At 73.8% G+C, this 17,016-nt stretch carries 14 protein-coding genes and 1 tRNA gene; 4 read left to right on the top strand and 11 right to left on the bottom strand.

The window, feature by feature from the left end; all coding sequences use genetic code 11:
• The first annotated feature begins 54 nt into the window (after positions 1 to 54).
• Positions 55 to 1,557 carry an MFS transporter gene (locus ABZ454_RS25665; protein WP_356321331.1) on the top strand — a complete coding sequence of 501 codons (1,503 nt, stop codon included), beginning with the start codon at positions 55 to 57 and terminating at the stop codon, positions 1,555 to 1,557.
• On the opposite strand, the gene ABZ454_RS25660 is transcribed toward ABZ454_RS25665, so the two are convergent.
• The 4 genes from ABZ454_RS25660 to ABZ454_RS25645 form a co-directional block, all read right to left on the bottom strand.
• Positions 1,537 to 3,213 carry an AMP-binding protein gene (locus tag ABZ454_RS25660; RefSeq protein ID WP_359541217.1) on the bottom strand — a complete coding sequence of 559 codons (1,677 nt, stop codon included), beginning with the start codon at positions 3,211 to 3,213 and terminating at the stop codon, positions 1,537 to 1,539. The two genes, ABZ454_RS25665 and ABZ454_RS25660, sit on opposite strands and share 21 nt — an antisense overlap.
• Before the next feature lie 26 nt (positions 3,214 to 3,239).
• On the bottom strand, positions 3,240 to 3,830 hold the full coding sequence (locus tag ABZ454_RS25655; protein ID WP_356321335.1) for a lytic polysaccharide monooxygenase: 591 nt from the start codon (positions 3,828 to 3,830) through the stop codon (positions 3,240 to 3,242).
• 158 nt (positions 3,831 to 3,988) lie between these two features.
• Positions 3,989 to 6,436: an SPFH domain-containing protein gene (locus ABZ454_RS25650; protein ID WP_359541216.1), complete on the bottom strand. Its 2,448-nt coding sequence runs from the start codon at positions 6,434 to 6,436 to the stop codon at positions 3,989 to 3,991.
• Between the two features lie 25 nt (positions 6,437 to 6,461).
• Positions 6,462 to 7,790, bottom strand: a complete 1,329-nt coding sequence (locus tag ABZ454_RS25645; protein ID WP_359541213.1) for a peptidoglycan-binding protein — start codon at positions 7,788 to 7,790, stop codon at positions 6,462 to 6,464.
• Positions 7,791 to 7,973: 183 nt separating this feature from the next.
• Between ABZ454_RS25645 and ABZ454_RS25640 the strand changes: the two genes are divergently transcribed.
• Positions 7,974 to 8,047 (top strand) — tRNA-Lys (locus tag ABZ454_RS25640).
• Between the two features lie 514 nt (positions 8,048 to 8,561).
• Here ABZ454_RS25640 and ABZ454_RS25635 read toward each other — a convergent pair.
• The 5 genes from ABZ454_RS25635 to ABZ454_RS25615 all read right to left on the bottom strand — a co-directional run bounded on the left by ABZ454_RS25635 (position 8,562) and on the right by ABZ454_RS25615 (position 13,487).
• Positions 8,562 to 9,314, bottom strand: a complete 753-nt coding sequence (locus ABZ454_RS25635) for a class F sortase (protein WP_359541211.1) — start codon at positions 9,312 to 9,314, stop codon at positions 8,562 to 8,564.
• A gap of 1 nt (position 9,315) precedes the next feature.
• Positions 9,316 to 9,873: a hypothetical protein gene (locus tag ABZ454_RS25630; RefSeq protein WP_359541208.1), complete on the bottom strand. Its 558-nt coding sequence runs from the start codon at positions 9,871 to 9,873 to the stop codon at positions 9,316 to 9,318.
• Positions 9,874 to 10,000: 127 nt separating this feature from the next.
• Positions 10,001 to 10,807, bottom strand: a complete 807-nt coding sequence (locus ABZ454_RS25625; RefSeq protein ID WP_356321345.1) for an HAD-IIA family hydrolase — start codon at positions 10,805 to 10,807, stop codon at positions 10,001 to 10,003.
• Positions 10,808 to 11,043: 236 nt separating this feature from the next.
• A complete protein-coding gene (locus ABZ454_RS25620; protein WP_359541366.1) occupies positions 11,044 to 12,039 on the bottom strand; it encodes a hypothetical protein in 996 nt (331 codons plus the stop codon).
• A gap of 284 nt (positions 12,040 to 12,323) precedes the next feature.
• A complete protein-coding gene (locus ABZ454_RS25615; protein ID WP_359541206.1) occupies positions 12,324 to 13,487 on the bottom strand; it encodes an ROK family transcriptional regulator in 1,164 nt (387 codons plus the stop codon).
• Between the two features lie 56 nt (positions 13,488 to 13,543).
• Here ABZ454_RS25615 and ABZ454_RS25610 point away from each other — a divergent pair, with 56 nt between their 5' ends.
• Both ABZ454_RS25610 and ABZ454_RS25605 read left to right on the top strand, forming a co-directional pair.
• On the top strand, positions 13,544 to 14,701 hold the full coding sequence (locus ABZ454_RS25610) for a Gfo/Idh/MocA family oxidoreductase (RefSeq protein ID WP_359541204.1): 1,158 nt from the start codon (positions 13,544 to 13,546) through the stop codon (positions 14,699 to 14,701).
• Positions 14,698 to 15,177: a heme-degrading domain-containing protein gene (locus tag ABZ454_RS25605; RefSeq protein ID WP_356321351.1), complete on the top strand. Its 480-nt coding sequence runs from the start codon at positions 14,698 to 14,700 to the stop codon at positions 15,175 to 15,177. The genes ABZ454_RS25610 and ABZ454_RS25605 overlap by 4 nt, the downstream gene beginning before the upstream one ends.
• Before the next feature lie 51 nt (positions 15,178 to 15,228).
• Here ABZ454_RS25605 and ABZ454_RS25600 read toward each other — a convergent pair whose 3' ends face one another.
• Positions 15,229 to 16,089 carry a fumarylacetoacetate hydrolase family protein gene (locus ABZ454_RS25600; RefSeq protein ID WP_356321353.1) on the bottom strand — a complete coding sequence of 287 codons (861 nt, stop codon included), beginning with the start codon at positions 16,087 to 16,089 and terminating at the stop codon, positions 15,229 to 15,231.
• A 136-nt stretch (positions 16,090 to 16,225) separates the two neighbouring features.
• The gene (locus tag ABZ454_RS25595; protein WP_359541202.1) at positions 16,226 to 16,996 is read right to left on the bottom strand and encodes a YidC/Oxa1 family membrane protein insertase; all 771 of its coding nucleotides are present in this window, start codon (positions 16,994 to 16,996) and stop codon (positions 16,226 to 16,228) included.
• Positions 16,997 to 17,016 lie beyond the last annotated feature (20 nt).

The following is a 17,016-nucleotide window of genomic DNA, read 5'->3' as shown; positions in this document are numbered from 1 at the left end:
CGTTTTACACATACGTACTAGACAGTTGTTTTAGACGCTCGTATATTCACTGTCATGACGAACTCTCCGAGCACCACCGCCGAACCCGGCGAACTCGCCGGCCGTCGGGAGTGGACCGCCTTCGTGGTCCTGCTCCTCCCTCTCCTCCTGGTCTCGATGGACATCTCCGTCCTCTTCTTCGCGATCCCGTCCATCGACCGGGACCTCGCACCCAGTGCCACCCAGCAGCTCTGGATCTTCGATGTGTACGCCTTCGCCCTGGCCGGTCTCCTGATCACGATGGGCTCGCTCGGTGACCGGATCGGCCGTCGCAAGCTCCTGCTGTTCGGTGCGGTCGCGTTCAGCACGGCATCGGTCGGCGCCGCCTACGCCACCAGCCCGGAGATGCTCATCGCGGCCCGGGCGCTGCTCGGGATCGGCGGCGCGACCCTGATGCCCTCGACCATGGGCCTGGTGCGGAACATGTTCCGCGACGAGCGGCAGCGCGGCCGGGCCATCGGCATCTGGTCCGGTGCCATGGCGGGCGGGATCGCGCTGGGCTCGGTGCTCAGCGGCATCATGCTGGAGCACTTCTGGTGGGGTTCGGTCTTCCTGATCAACGTGCCGGCGATGCTGCTGCTGCTGATCCTGGTGCCGGTCCTGGTGCCCGAGTTCAAGGACCCCGCTCCGGGGCGCTTCGACTTCCTGAGCGTGCCGCTGTCGATGGGGGCCGTGCTGCCGGTCGTCTACGGGGTCAAGGAGACCGCCGCCGAGGGGATGGATCTGCCCAACGGGCTGATCATCGCCGCCGGGCTCGCCGTCGGCTGGGTCTTCGTCCGCCGCCAGCGCGCCCGCACCGACGCGCTGATCAGCCGGGAGCTGTTCCGCGACCGGAACTTCGCCGCCGGGATCGGCCTGAACGCGCTGGCCGCGTTCGCCATGATGGGGTCGTCCTTCTTCACCACCCAGTACCTGCAGTCGGTGCTCGGGATGAGCACGATGGAGGCCTCGCTGTGGAGCCTCGCTCCGTCGCTGGCGGTCGGTGCGGCGGCGCCGGCGGCCACCGCGATCGCCCAGCGGACCGACCGCGCCCGGGTGATCTGTGGGGGCTTCGTCATCGCGGCCGCCGGTTTCGGTGTCCTCGCCCTGTCGGGTACGGACTCCCTGGCGGTCCTGCTCATCGGCTCGGCCGTGATGAGCAGCGGCATCGTCACCGTGATGGCGCTCGTCTCGGACCTGGCCCTGTCCACCAGTCCGCCGGAGAAGGCGGGCTCGGCGGCCTCGCTGCTGGAGACGGGCCAGGAGTTCGGAGGGGCGATGGGGATGGCGCTGCTGGGTGCGGTGGCCACCGCGGTGTACACCGCGGACATGCCGGACTCCGCTCCGGAGGCGGCCCGCAAGACGCTGCCGGGGGCCCTGTCCACCGGCGACGGCTCACTGGTGGCGCTGGGGCGGGACGCCTTCGTGCACAGCATGCAGTACGCCTCGGTGGCCGGTGCGCTGCTCCTGCTGGCGGGCGCGGTGCTGGCGCTGACGCACCTGCGGCGGACCGCCGTCTCAGACCCCTCCGCCGTGTGAGGACAGCAGGTCACGGCGCCCGTGCTCCTCGTACTCGGTCAGCAGCGCGGCGAGCCGTTCTTCGCCGAACGGTACGTACGCCCCGCCGTCACCGTTCCACCACAGGGGTCCCCCGGACCAGAACCCCTCGCGGCGCAGCCCGGCCCGGTGCACCTTGTTCGTCGCCGTCACCGGCATCGACCGGACGACGCGCACGAACCGGGGAGCCATCTTCGTGCCCAGGTCGGGCTGGGCCCGGAGGAAGGCGGCGAACGCCTCCGGGTCGAACCGCGCCCCGTCGCGCAGCGCCAGCGCCGCCATGACCTGGTCCCCCGCGGCCGGGTCGGGCACCGCGTAGACCGCCACGGCCGCCGCGTCCGCCCAGCGGGCCAGGATGTTCTCGATCATCGCGGCGGCCAGGTTCTCGCTGTCGACGCGCAGCCGGTCCTCCGTACGGCCCGCGAAGTACAGGAAGCCGTCGGCGTCGCGGCAGAAGAGGTCGCCGGTCCAGTACCAGCCGCCGCGCACCCGGGCGGCGTCCGCCGCCTCGTTGCGCCAGTACCCCTCGAACGGGGTCCGGCCACGGTTCACCAACTCCCCTATCGCTGCCTCACCGTTAAGAAGGCGGCCACCGGAGTCGAAGACCGCGGCAACGCGCTCCCGGCCGCTCGAAGGGTCGACGACCGCGAGATCGTCACGGTCCGACGCCCGGCCGATCGCACCCGGTGGGGTGTCCGGGGTCCGCTGGATCGCCGCGCCTCCCTCCGACGAGCCGTACCCCTCGACCAGCCGCACCCCGAACCGCTCCCGGAAGCGGGCCGCGTCCACGGCGCCCGCCTCGGTGCCGAAGCCGATCCGCAGGGGGTGCTCGCGGTCGTCGGGGCGCTCGGGAGTGGCCAGCAGATACTGCACGGCGCGGCCGACGTAGGTGAAGTACGTGGCGCCGTGCGCGCGCACGTCGGCCAGGAAGCCCGACGCCGAGAAGCGGCGGCGCAGGGCGACGGCGGCACCGGCGGACAGGGCCGGGGACCAGTCGGCGATCACCGCGTTGCCGTGGAACATCGGCATGCAGACGTAGTGGACGTCCTCGCCCCCGAGGCCGAAGTGGTCGACGAGCGACCGTCCGGCCGCCGCCAGCCGCCCCTGGGTGCAGATGGCGGCCTTGGGCGCGCCGGTGGACCCGGAGGTGAAGTACAGGAGCATCCGGGTCGCGGGGGTGGGCCGGCCGAGGACCGTGTCGCCCGGCCGCGCCCCGGCGTAGGGGGCGAGGAGCGCGGTGTACGCGTCGGTGTCGGTGACCAGGACGCGTACGCCCGGCAGCGCGAGGCCGTCGAGCAGCGGCAGGTGGGCGCGCTCGGTGATCAGCACCCGGCACTCGGTGTGCAGGATGTCGCGGACCAGTTCGGCCCCGCGACGGGTGGGGTTGATGCCCGCGACGGCGGCCCCGGCCAGGGCCGCCGCGCTCAACCACAGCGGGAATTCAGGGGTGTTGTCGAGCAGCACCCCGAGGTGCGGCGCGCTGCCCGCCGGCAGCAGGTCCGCCAGGAGCGCGGCCCGTGCGGCAGCGCCCGAGGCGACCTGGTGGTGACTGAGGACGGTGTCCTCATGCCTCAACCCGGGCCGGTGGTCGCCCCATTGACGCTGAACAAGCTCCGCGACGGTGCCTGCGCTCCCCATGGTGCCGCACGGTAACTGACCGAGCGTCAGAACTGAACGTCCGAGCACGAGTAGAACGCGTTGGCCGTGTCGGCTATGTTCCAGACGCTCAGGATGATGTGCTTCCCGGTCTTCTGGGTGGGGATGGTGCCCTGCTGGGTCAGGGTCGACGGCGGCTGCTGATTGCCGTACGGCACCGTCATGAAGGGCTGCGACTCCAGGTCGGACCTCTTGAGCGGCTTGGTGGGGTCCCAGCCGTTCTTGGTGATGTAGTAGCGGAAGTCCGTCGTGGCGTGCCGGGCGGTGAACTGCCAGCGGAAGCTGAAGCCCTGCCCCGCGGTGACGCGCGTGGCGGGCCAGTTGCCGCCGCGCGGGTCGTCGAGCTGGGCGAACTCTCCGTGCCCGGCGGAACAGATCGCACCGTCGGCGGGGCCGGCCGCCGGGAAGCCCTTGGGGCCCTCGACACTCTGCGGCTCCCACTGGATGTTGCCGCAGCCCGTCACCGTGCCGTTGGCGCAGAGCTTCTGGCGGCTGATGGGGTTGTCCGTGTAGCCGTGGCTGCCGGCACTGCTGGTCGCGAACATCGAGACGCCCGCTACCGCCAGGCCGACCAGGGCCGCACTTGTCTTCTTACGCATTGCTGCCGCTCCTCGGAGATGTGGGGGAGGTTCCATGAGCACTGCTACGCGCGGGTCCTGCGGTCTAGACCAAGGCCTAGGTTATGGACGTAGCATGAACATGTCCAGACCAATGAGAGAGGCGTTCCGTTTGTCTCCGAGGCGCCGGGCAGGACGGCTCAGGCGCTGTCCCCTCCGCTGCGGCCGGTGTAGAAGGCCACCGTCAAGTCCTTGACCAGCGACTTGCGTTCGTAGTCGTCGAGCTCCACGAGGCCCCGGGCGGTCAGCCGGCTGACGGTGTCGTCCACGGCGTCCACCACCGACGTCAGCACGCTGTCCCGGTGCTGGGCGTCGATGGCCGCGATCCGGCGGCGCCGCATGGCCGCCGCCACCTCCGGCGCGTACTCGATCCCGGTCGGCTGCGCGGAGTACACCTCGACGCCGACCGGTTCGCAGTCCGCCTTCAGCATCCTGGTCAGCGCGTCCCCGACCGCCTCCGCGTTGCGCAGGGTGTGCGCGTCCTCGTGGAAGGCGTCGGCGGGCAGCTGGGACAGGACCCGCGCCATGGCCGCCTCGACCTGCTCCCGCAGGTACTCCTCGTGGTCCTCGATCCCCAGCGCCGCCCGCACGGTGTCCTTGACCCGCCACACGACGAGGACGACGACCCGCAGCGCGGTGCCGTTGGCGTCCATCGCGGGGAGCGGCTCACTGCGCCAGTGCCGCAGCCGTACGTCGACCCGGCGGCGCAGCAGCAGCGGGCTGACCCACATGAGCCCGGTCCGCCGCACGGTGCCCCGGTACCGGCCGAAGAGCGTGAGCACCCACGCGTACCCGACCCGCCCCCGGCTCAGGCCGCCGAACGCGAAGAGCACCAGGGTCGCCAGCAGCGTGAGCCCCGCCCAGGTGCCGGTGCCGAGTCCGTCGTACGGCCGCGGGCCGGCCCCGATCCGCGCCAGCACCCGGGCGGGCAACGCCCCGGTCCACCACAGGCCCGCGCCGATCGCGGCGATCCCGCCGAAGCCGGTGAGCAGCGCGAGCCAGCCGGGCAGGGACGGCCCCGGCCGTTCGTGGAGCCGGGGGTCGGCGACCGGCGCGGGCCGGGTCGGGGGCCGCACCTGCGCGGTCCTCGGCGCCGGCGGCCGCCGCAGACCGGCCGGCTGCTCGCCGGGCGGCCGCCGTACGACGGTGGCGGGCAGCGCGGGCAGGGCCGTGGCGTCCGGATCGGCGTCGGGCTCCTCGCGGAAGAGCAGGTGTACGGGGATGGAGGCGGTGCGCTCGTTGGCGATGACCGCCTGGTGCCGGCCCGTGTCCACGCGGGGGTCGGCACGCAACTCGCCGGTGTCCTCGCGGGTGAACGCCGGGGAGGCGGAGGCGGGAGCGGACCCCGGCCCCGGCACGGAGGCGGTGAGCGGCGCGTTCTCCCGGCCGGGAACGGGGGCGGAGGTCTCGGGAGCGGAACCCTGGGGGGCGAGCGTGGCCGGGGCGGTGTCGGACGCGGAGGTCGCGGAGGCCTGGGGGGCGGGAGCCGCGGGGGCGGTGTCGGACGGCGATCCGTACGTGCCGGATCCGGCGCCCGCCATGACGAGCACCCCCGTCTCGGCGACGGCGGCCGGCACCGGGGCCACCGGCCGGCCGCCGGACAGGGACTCGGGCTGCGGCGCGGTTGCGCGTGCGGCTTCCTGCCCCGTCGCCCGGGCTGCGTCCTGCCCGGTCGCCTGCGCTGGTTCCCGCCCGGTTACCTGTGCGGCTTCCCGCGCGGTCTCCCGTGCGGTTTCCCGCGTGGGGGCGGGGAGGAGATCGCGGGCGTCCGGCCGGGCGTCGCGCGGCTGCGGCGATGCCACCTCGGCACCGGACGCGCCGGCCGGCCGGGGCACCGGGCCGAGGTCCGGGTCCGACGCCGGGGCCTCCGGCACCGGAGCACTCTCCGCCGGGGCCGGGTACGGCTCCGGGGCCACCGCCGCCGCCTGGCCCGGGGCCGCCACCGCCAGGTCCTGGTCCGGGCTCGACGCGGAGGCGGACGCGGACGCCAGGACCGACACCGAGGCCGAGGTCGCGCCGAGGGCGGAGCCCGTGCGCTCGCCCTCGTCCGCCACCAGGTCGAGTACGAGGTCGACCACGGAGTCCGGACCGGCCCCCACCGTCACCGACGGACCGGACACCGTCCCGCCGGAGGGACCGGCCCCCACCGTCACCGACGGACAGGACGCCGTCCCGCCGGACGGGCCCTCCCCCACCGTCACCGACGGACCGGGCACCGCCCCACCGGGCGGGCCCTCCCCCACCGTCACGGACGGACCGGACGCCGTCCCCCTGAACGGGCCGGCCTCCGCCGCGACCTCAACAGCCGAGCCCGCCGAGCCCACCGAGGGGTCCGCCCCCGTCCGCACCGACGATCCGGGCGCGCCCGCCGGCACCCCGAACCCGGCCGGCGTCTCCGGCGCCGCCAGGCCCGCCCGCTCCCCCGCCGCGGCCCAGGCGTCCGTGACCCGGCCCGCTCCGCCCGGCCCCACCCACTCCCGTACCGGGACCGTCCCGTATCTCTCCTCCTCGTAACCCCCGTATCCGCCGTACTCCGGGTCCTCCCGGTTCTCCGGGTTCCCGGAGCTGTCCGACACCGTGGATCGCATTCCCGCCTCCGTCATGTGCGTCGTGTCACGCGAAGAGTCGCCGCCAGGTCTCCGGACCCGGATAGCCGTCGGCCTCCGTGCCCCGCCAGCCCTGGGCCTTCTGGAAGGCCTCGACATTGCGCCGGTCCGCCTCGGTCCACCGAGGGCCGGGTCCCGACAGGTAGTGCTTGCCGTATCCCTTCTTCACCAACTGCTCGCCGAGCTTGTCGACATGGCCGTTGGACTGACCCGGCCGGAATTGCCCCCGTCCGGGGAACCCCGGAACCGACGGGGAGCCGCCCGGTGCGGGGATGTCGTGGCCGGTCGCGCGCGCCAGCAGGCTCCAGGTGTCAGGGCCCGGGATGCCGTCGGCCTCCTCGCCCTTCCAGCCCTGGGCCTTCTGGAACGCCTGCGTCGCCTTGCGGTCGGCGCTGCCCCAGGCGGGGCCCGGGCCGACCTGGTAGAAACCCTTGCCGCCCCGGTCGACGAGCATCTTGCCGAGCCGGGTGACGTCGTCGTTCTTCGTGCCCGCGCCGAACTTCGCGGCACCGGGGAACGGCGTCGCCGACGGGAGGCTCCCGGCGCTGCCACTGCTCCCGCTCGTCAGCCCCTTGTAGCGGTAGGCGACGTAGCTGCCCGAGTTGGTCCAGTACGCCATGGGCGTCGTCTGCTTGCGGGTGTGCGGCTTCGTCTGCTCGTACGCCGTGTAGTGGGTGTGCGTGTAGTCGGTCCAGCCGCCGAAGATCGTGACGTGCGAGCCCTGCGCGGGGTCGGCCAGGTTGTGGAAGAGCAGGATGTCGCCGGGCTGGAGTTCCTCCCGGGCGATGCGCGTCCCGTACGCGGCGAGGCTGCCGGTCCACTCGTTGCCCGGCAGGTTCCAGGCCATCGAGACGAAGCCGGAGCAGTCCTGGCGGTACCCGTCCGACCAGTACGCCGTCATGCTGTACGGGACCTGCGCGGTGACCCACTTCTTCGCGCGGTTGATGATGTCGGCCCGGGTGGTCGCGGGCAGTGCGGGCGCGCCCCCCGGGGACGCGGACGACCCCGAGGTCCCGGTGCCCCGCACCGGCCCCGGTCCGCCCTGGGGGCTGTCCGGCCCCGGCTCGAGCGGACCGGCCGCGGGGCCGTCGGCCGGCCGCCCCGGGTCCGTCGCCGGGGCCGGGTCGGCCGCCGCGACCACCGCCTCCGCGAGACCGGCGCTCAGCGCCACTCCGGCTGCGGTGACCAGCACCATCGCCCGCCGCGCACCGTGCGCGGCCGGATGCCCGCCGTGCCGCGTCGGCAGTCCCGCGGCCGCGGTGCGCCGTTGCTCGGCGCACCCCGCACAGGTGCAGTCGATGGCGGGTACGTACTCCTCGAAGGCCGGCACAGTCATGCGATTCCCTCCGCACTCGTCACGATCTTTGGGCGCATCTGCACGGGCGTCAGTGGGGCAACTCTCCCGACATATCTCATTTTGACGGACAGAAGAGAAAAAACGACCATCCGACAGGCCGGGACCGACGGGAAATGGTCAGGAGCACGGTCGGAGATCGGGTAGAGTTCTCCAGGTCAGCAGGCGCCGCTAGCTCAGTTGGTTAGAGCAGCTGACTCTTAATCAGCGGGTCCGGGGTTCGAGTCCCTGGCGGCGCACGCAGAGTCAAGACCCCCTCACCACGCGTGAGGGGGTCTTGTTCGTTCTCGCGCCTTCTCCGCGCGTCGCCGCGTACGGATCAACGCCGCCGGGCTACCGGCAGCCGCCGGGGCCGCGCACATCCTCCGCATGCCGAACCGGCCGTTGTGGCCGCCGTGCGGCCACTCCCCCTGGGACGCGACGGCGGTGCGCGGTCGCACGGCCGCCACCCAGGGGCAGGGCCCGGGACCAGCCCGGGCCCTCACGGCTTCGCCGAAGTTCCGTTGAGGCGGGTTGACGGCACTCCACCCGATCTGTCCGCGTGCGGAGGGTGACCGGTTATCGACGTACCGTCAGAATTCCACTGCCTGGCCGCGGTTCACGCACCTACAGTGGGGCGTGCGGCGGACCCGGACGCCACCGACCTCCCGTGTCCGCGCCGGGCCACTCCCGCGGCCCGCGCCCAGCGGTCGAGGAACGGCCCGGCCGGCGCCCGGAGAACCGGGCGGCCGGCCGGGCCGGGTACCGGAGGGGTCAGCCGCCGGTCGGCGCGCTCGCCCTCCCGCTCGCCTCCGCATGAGCGGCCGCCCCCGCCGCCTGCGCCTCCTCCCGCGCCTTCCCGCCCGCCTTCTCGCCCGTCAGGTAGGCCGAGACGACCACGTTCGCCGTGTACGACTTCGACGCCCGGTCGTACGTACCGCCGCAGGTGATCAGCCGGAGCTCGGCCCGGCCGTCCTTGCGGGGGCCGTACGCCTTCCGCGCGTCGAAGCGTTCGCGGGTGAAGACCTGGACGTCGTCGATGGTGAACTCGGCGACCGTGCCGTCGGTCCGGGTCACCTCGACCTTGGCGCCCGGGCGGACCGCGCTGAGCCCGTAGAAGACGGCCGGCTTGGTCTCGGTGTCGACATGGCCGACGAAGAGGGCCGGGCCCTGGGCGCCGGGCTCGGCACCGCCGCCGTACCAGCCGACCGTCTGGGGCGTGGCGAAGGACGGCGGCGCGATCGCCCCGTCCTCGTCCAGGCCCCGCGAGACGACGGGGGCCTGGACCCCGATCGACGGGATCTCGACACTGCGCGGCGCGACCCCCTCGATCGGGTCGTGCGCCGGGGGCAGCGGCACGCCGAGCGGTCGGCCGACCGCTGCGACGTCACCGGTGGTCGGCGCGGAACTGGCGCCGGAGCCGCCGGTGATGCCGCGGCCCCAGAGCCACAGGCCCAGCAGGAGGACGGCCCAGGCCACTCCGGTGAGCAGCCTGCCGTGCCCCGCCGAGCGGTCCGAGGCGGACACGTCAGTCGGTGGCCGGGCGGCGGCGTCGCACGCTGCGGAAGGCGACGGCGACGGCCGCGACGGCGGCCAGGGCCAGGCCGACCACGGCGTGAACGGTGCCGGGACCGTCCTGCTGGGCCTGGCCGGCGAGTACGGCGGTGCCTCCGCCGCCCGCGCGGACCGGGGCGAGGGGCATGGGCCGGCCGCGGTGGACGACGGTCAGGACGGCGGACGCCTTGGCGTGCTTGTCGCCCTTGCAGACCACCTGGACGTCGTAGTCACCCGGCTCGGCGTCCGAACGGACGCGGGCCTCGGCGAAGAGCGTCCTGTCGTCACCGGGCGAGAAGCGCGCGTCGGCGACGAAGGCGTCGGAGCTGCCCTTGGCCTCCTTGCCCTTGCAGCCGGCGACCTCCAGGTCGACCTCGCCGCCGGGGGAGACGGAGGACGGGGAGAGCGTGAGCGTGGCCCGGGACCGCGAGTCCTCGTGGTTCGCGCCGGACTCGGCCAGTGCGACGGAAGCGGGCGTCAGAGTCGCCGCGACCACCGCTGCGGCACAGAACGTGAGTGGTATGGAACGCATCGTGAACCTCCTTATGGCAGGTTCACGCGTGCCTCGGCTTTCCGCATCCGCAGGGGGACGGGGACTGGGCCGTTGGAGTGCGGCGGGGGAGCGGCCGTCGCGGCCCGCTCCCCCGCGTTCGCCGTGGTCAGCCCGCGTCGGCCGGCGCGGCGGGCTCGACCAGGGCGACGAGGTCGGCGATGGAGTCGACGACCGTGGACGGCCGGAACGGGTACTTGTCGATGTCCGGCACCGTGGTGAGCCCGGTCAGCACCAGGAAGGTCTGCATCCCCGCCTCCAGGCCGGCCAGCACGTCGGTGTCCATCCGGTCACCGATCATGGCGCTGGACTCGGAGTGGGCGCCGATGGCATTGAGCCCGGTGCGCATCATCAGCGGGTTGGGCTTGCCCGCGAAGTACGGGGCCTTGCCGGTCGCCTTGGTGATGAGGGCGGCGACGGAGCCCGTCGCGGGCAGCGGGCCCTCGGCGGACGGGCCGGTCTCGTCCGGGTTGGTGCAGATGAAGCGGGCGCCGCCGTTGATGAGCCGGATCGCCTTGGTGAGCGCCTCGAAGGAGTACGTGCGCGTCTCGCCGAGGACCACGTAGTCGGGCTCGTGGTCGGTGAGGACGTAGCCGATGTCGTGCAGCGCGGTCGTGAGCCCCGCCTCGCCGATGACGTACGCCGTGCCGCCCGGCCGCTGGTCGTCCAGGAACTGGGCGGTGGCGAGTGCGGAGGTCCAGATGTTCTCGACGGGGACGTCGAGCCCCATCCGGCTGAGCCGGGCGTGCAGGTCCCGGGCCGTGTAGATGGAGTTGTTGGTGAGGACCAGGAAGGGCAGCCCCGACTCCCGCAGCCGCTTGATGAAGGCATCGGCGCCGGGGATCGGCGTCCCCTCGTGGATGAGGACTCCGTCCATGTCGGTGAGCCAGGACGAGATCGGCTTGCGCTCTGCCATGTGGGACTCCAGTTGCCGTACGCCAGGTGCGGGGACGCCGGCGGCACCGCGTTGTGCAGCGCCGACGCCCCGATTTTAGGCTGACCGTCCGGCTGGGAGGTACTCCTTGATCACGACGTATCGCCCTCGCGTGCGGTGCGGCCGCGTGCGGCGTACACGGTGACGGGGAGCGGTGTGCGGTCCCGGGTGGGGGCTCCGGCCCGAGCCGGGCGGCCCCGGCTCGGGTGCGCGTCCGCTCAGGGGCGTGCGCGGCGTGCCCGGCGGGCCGTCACCACGACGGCTCCGCCGCCGATCAGGAAGCCGGCGACGGTGACGGCGGGCAGCGGTACGGGGACGGAGATCCCGGTCCTGGCGAGTTCCGGGACCCCCGCGGGGTCGCGTCCGGGCGCGACCGGGCGCGCGGGGCGGGTGGTTCCGGTGGTGGACGTGGGATCGGGTGTGCCGGGGTCCCGGCCGGTCAGGCCGCCGCTGTCGTCCTCCTTGCCGGTGTCGCCGGGCGTCTCACCCTGCTGCTCCTTGCCCGCCTCGCGGGACTCGCCGGGTTCGTCGGTCATGCCGCTGTCCGTCCCGTCGCCCCCGTCGTCCTCGACCACGCTGAACGGGTAGTCCTCGGACTCGCCGACCCACTCCCCGTCGGCGCCCTTCGCCGCGTCGCCCGTACCGCTTCCGGCGCCCCGCCGCTGGACGATCGCGGCGTTCGCGGTCATCCGCCCGGGGGCCGTGTCGGAGGTGAACGCCAGCCGCACCTGCACGGTCACGGTGTCTTTGGCGGGCACGGTGAAGCCGCCGAAGGAGTCGTCCCCCTCGCCGCCGAAGACGCCGATGTGCTCGTCCCGGTCGGTCGTCTCCCACGTGACGCGGTGCTCGACACCGGGGTGGGCGCGCTCGGAGAACTCCAGCTGGATCTGGTCCGAGGTCAGGGCGCGGTCCTCGTCGGTGAGGACGAGCACGGGGTGGATGGCGCGGCACGGTTCGGAGGTCTTGTTGGTCAGCTCCAGGAACCAGGTGCCGTAGCCGCCGCCGGAGGCGTAGGTGTCCGGGCCGCCGTGGATGCGGGTGTCGATCGGGAAGTCGGCGGCCGCCGGGTTCCCGCAGGACGGCTGCCGGCCGGCGGAGCCGGTCGCGGACGCCGGGGTCAGGCCGGCGGCCGGGTCGCGTTGCGGGGCGGCGGACGCGGTCGCCGCGCCGCCGAGCACCACGGGCATCACGCTCGCGGCGGCCAGCCCGAGCATGAGGCCGTGCCGGGGACGGGCGGCCGAGGGGGGCGGCGGTGACGGCGGCGCCGAAAGGGTGGCGGGTTCGGGGGAAGCGTCCGAAGGGGGCGGTGTGGGGGGCATGAGGGGCAGCCTTCGCTCGTCGCGGAACACGGCCGGCTCGCCCCGGGCCCGGAGTTCACCGGTCTCGGCCGCGACCCTGCCAGGGGCGCCGGGACCTGCCGCCGCGGACATGCCGCCGGGCCGCCCGGACGGCCGCCGGGAACCGCTCGTTCAGCCCAGTTCCCGCCCGGCCCGTGCCGTCAGGCGCGCTCCCCGGACGCCCCGGCGGGACCCGGCTGGCGGTCGGCGCCCGCGCCCCGGCCCGTGTCCGCGTCCCCCACGCGGCCGAACAGCGGGGCGAGCACCAGTTGCGCCGCCCCTTCGGCGACCGGGCGGTCCCCTCCGCCGGCGGCGACGACCGGTACGGGCGCCCCCTCGGCCCCGTCGCGCCGGGCCCGTGCGTCGAGCACCGTGCGCACCCCTCGGACGTAGGCGTCGGGGTCGGCGGCGACCGTGCGTCCCCCCAGCACCACCCGGTCGATGTCGAGCAGCCCGACCAGGTTGGCGGCGCCCGTCCCGAGCACCCGCGCGGCCTCGGCGACATCGCCCCGGTCGACGGCGGCCAGGCACAGCGCCTCGATGCAGCCGCGCCCGCCGCAGCCGCACGGGACCCCGTCCAGCTGGACGGTCTGGTGGCCGAACTCCCCCGCTCCGGTACGGGCCCCGCGGTGCAGCGCCCCGCCGAGCACCAGGCCGGAGCCGAGGCCGGTCCCCAGGTGGAGGTAGGCGAAGTCGGCCGGGTCCGGCGCCTGGAGGGCGAGCCCGAGGGCGGCGGCGTTGGTGTCCTTGTCGATGACGACGGGCAGCCCGGTCCGCGCGGCGAGCTCGTCCCGCAGCGGGTAGCCGTCCCACTGCGGGAACCCGGTGACGCGGTGCAGCACCCCGCCCCGGTGGTCGAGCGGCCCCGGGACCGCGACCCCCACCCCGAGCACCGGCAGCGCGTCCTGGCCCCGCACGGCGGCGACCGCCCCGGCCGCGGCCCCGAGCACCTCGTCCGCCGGGGCGCCGAGGTCCAGCGGGGCCGTACGGCTCGCGGTCACCGTGCCCGCGAGGTCGACGAGCACCACGGTCAGCTCGTCGCGGTCCAGGTGCAGCCCCACGGCGTGACCGGCGTCCGGCACCAGCCGCAGCACCGTCCGCGGCTTGCCCCCCGTCGAGGCGCGGCGCCCCGCCTCGGCGGCCAGCCCCTCGCCGCGCAGCCGGGCGGTGATCTTGCTGACGGCCTGCGGGGTGAGCCCGGTCCGCCCGGCGAGTTCGAGCCGGCTGATGCCGCGCTCGCCCGCGGCCCGCAGCAGATCCAGCACGAGCGCCGCGTTGTGGCTGCGCAGTGCCGGGAGGTTCGCGCCGCTGTTACTCCTGTTCACCGACCCATTGTCTCCCGCGCTTGCACTTTGGCAACAGCGTTGCCAAAGTGGAAGGCATGACTGCCCACGCGACTCACGAGCCCTCCGGTACGTCCGGGACCCCCTTGCGCGTCGGACTCGTCGGCTACGGCCTGGCGGGTTCCGTCTTCCACGCCCCGCTGATCGCCGCGACCGAGGGCCTCGTCCTGGACACGGTCGTCACGTCGAACGAGGAACGGCGGGATCAGGCGCGCGCCGAGTTCCCCTCGGTCCGGTTCGCCGCCTCTCCGGACGAGCTCTGGGCGCGTGCGGACGAGCTCGACCTGATCGTGATCGCGTCGCCGAACAAGACCCACGTCCCGCTCGCGACGGCCGCGCTGAAGGCCGGCCTGCCGGTGGTCGTGGACAAGCCGGTCGCGGGCACGGCCGCCGAGGCCCGGGAGCTGGCGGCCCTGGCCGAGGAGCGCGGGCTGCTGCTGTCGGTCTTCCAGAACCGCCGCTGGGACAACGACTTCCTCACCCTGCGCTCCCTGATCGCGGACGGTGAGCTGGGCGAGGTCCAGCGCTTCGAGTCCCGCTTCGAGCGGTGGCGCCCGCAGCCGAAGGGCGGCTGGCGCGAGTCGGGCGACCCGGAGGAGATCGGCGGGCTGCTGTACGACCTGGGCAGCCACGTCGTCGACCAGGCGCTGGTCCTGTTCGGTCCGGCGGCTCAGGTGTACGCGGAGTCGGACGTACGCCGTCCGGGCGCGGCCGCCGACGACGACACGTTCCTGGCGATCACCCACACGAACGGGGTCCGCTCGCATCTGTACGTGAGCGCGACGACGGCCCAGCTCGGCCCGCGCTTCCGGGTGCTCGGCTCGGCCGCGGGCTATGTGAAGTACGGCCTCGACCCCCAGGAGGCCGCCCTGCGCGAGGGCGCGCGCCCGTCGGCGCAGGGGCCGTGGGGTGTGGAGGACGAGGCGCTGTGGGGCCGGCTGGGTTCGGGGGAGTCCCCGCTCACGGGCGGCGGCGCCCCGGTCCGTACGCTGCCCGGCGACTACCCCGCGTACTACGCGGCGGTCGCCGGCGCGCTGCGCGGGAAGGGCGAGAATCCGGTGACCGCCCTCCAGGCCGCCGCGGCGCTGGACGTCCTGGAGGCCGCCCGCCGCTCGGCCCGCGACGGCGTCACGGTGACGCTGCCCGCGGCGTCCGCGTCCGCCCCCTCCCCCGCCACCGAGGAGCAGCCCGCATGAATCCCACCGCTCCGACCATCTCCGAGCTGATCGCCCAGGAGCGCCGGCTGACGCTGCCGCACTTCGGCTACGACGACGCGTACGCGCTCGGCGGCCTGCTCGTCGCCCTGGCCCGGGCACGGCACGCCCCGGTCGCGATCGACATCCGGCGCGGGGCGCAGCAGCTCTTCCATGCCGCGCTGCCGGGTTCGAGCGCGGACAACGACGCGTGGATCGACCGCAAGCGCAAGGTCGTCGAGCGGTACGGCGAGAGCTCGTACCTGGTCGGGACGCGGTTCCGGGCCAAGGGGACGACGTTCGACGAGGCCTCGCGCCTGGACCCGGACACGTACGCGGCGCACGGTGGTTCGTTCCCGATCGCGGTCGAGGGCGCGGGCGTCATCGGCTCGGTGACGGTGTCGGGGCTGCCCCAGGCGGAGGACCACGCCCTGGTGGTCGAGGCGCTGGAGCAGTTCGCGACGAAGATCAGCGGCTGACACGCGCGGAGGGGTGGGGACCGTCTCGGACGGCCCCCACCCCTCCGATCTTTAGGCGTTCTTCAGCTCCTGGCGCTGCCGCCCCAGCCCCTCGATCTCCAGCTCGACGACGTCCCCGGCCCGCAGGTACGGCTTCGGCTCGGGCTGCCCCATCGCCACCCCGGCGGGCGTCCCGGTGTTGATCACGTCGCCCGGGTAGAGCGTCATGAAGTGGCTCAGGTAGCGCACGACCTCGCCGACCGGGAAGATCTGGTCGGCGGTCGTGCCGTTCTGCTTCAGCTCGCCGTTGACCCAGAGCCGCATCGGCAGGGCCTGCGGGTCGGCGACCTCGTCGGCCGTCACCAGCCAGGGCCCCAGCGGGTTGAACGTCTCGCAGTTCTTGCCCTTGTCCCAGGTGCCGCCGCGCTCGATCTGGAACGCGCGCTCGGAGACGTCGTGCGCCACGGCGTAGCCGGCGACGTGCGCGAGCCCCTCCTGCGCGGAGTCCAGGTACCGGGCGGTGCGGCCGATCACGACGGCGAGCTCGACCTCCCAGTCGGTCTTCTCGCTGCCGCGCGGCACGAGCACCGTGTCCTCGGGCCCGACGACCGTGTCCGGCGCCTTGAAGAACAGGATCGGCTCGCCCGGGATCTGGGCGCCGGTCTCGGTGGCGTGGTCGTGGTAGTTCAGCCCGATGCACACGATCTTGCCGATCCGGGCGAGCGGCGGGCCCACCCGCAGCCCCTCGGCGTCGAGCGCGGGCAGCTCCCCGGGCGCGGCCGCGGCGGCCCGCACCCGGGCCATCGCGTCCTCGTCGGCGAGCAGGGCGCTGTCGATGTCGGTGACCGTCCCCGACAGGTCACGCAGGGTTCCGTCCTCGTCCAGCAGTGCCGGTCGTTCCGCGCCGGCCGTACCCACACGAAGCAGCTTCAACGGTCTTTCTCCCCTTGGTCGAGATCGGGCCCGTCGGATGGGTTGCGGCCATCGCAGGCTTGTCCGATCCTCCAAGACATCCGATCACTCCGCAAGACCCTGTTCACACACTGGACCGGCGCGTCCGCTCAGGCGATCACGCCGCCGTGGCCACGGCGGCGCCCGCGGCGGGCATGTCGCGGTACAGGAAGGCCCGCTCGACGGCGGTCCAGGTGGTGCTCGTGACGACGTACAGCGCGGCGGCCAGCGGCACGAAGGCCACGGTGAAGAGGGTGAAGAAGGACATCAGCGGCATCACCTTCGTCATCGCCCCCATGCCCGGGACCGGCTGCCCGTCGGGGCCGGCGGCCGGGGCGACGGGGTTGGCGGCCATCTGCCGCTTGGTGCGTCCGTAGTTGAACGTGGCGACGGCGGCGACGATCGCGAACAGCGCGAGGTACACGACACCCTGCGCCCCGAAGATCCCGCCGTCCGCGAGCGCGTCGTGCCAGCGCTCGCCGAGCGGGGCGCCGAAGAGCTGGTGGCCGAGGAGTTCGTTGGCGTCGTCGCCGATCTTCGTACTGGAGAAGAGGTGGTAGAGCAGGAAGAAGGCCGGCATCTGCAGGAGGCTCGGCAGGCAGCCGGAGAGCGGGGAGACCTTCTCCTCCTTGTGCAGCTCCATGAGCGCCTTCTGCATCCGCTCGGGGTTCTTCTTGTGCTTCTTGCGCAGCTCGGCGATCTGCGGCTGGAGTCGGCGCTGCGCCTTCTGTCCGCGTGCCGCGGCCCGGGACAGGGGGTGCACGGCGAGTCGTACGAGTGCGGTGAACAGGACGATCGCGGCGGCGGTGGACGCGTTCTGGAACAGGGGGTGCAGCGCGTCGGCGAGAGCGCCGACCAGGCTGGCGAATGCGGACATGAAGGCGGACATGGATGAGCCCTCCGGAGGCC

Origin of the sequence: Streptomyces sp. NPDC005803, assembly GCF_040630435.1 — a bacterium.
GTDB lineage: Bacteria > Actinomycetota > Actinomycetes > Streptomycetales > Streptomycetaceae > Streptomyces.
This window is presented reverse-complemented; position numbering and strand designations above follow the sequence as displayed.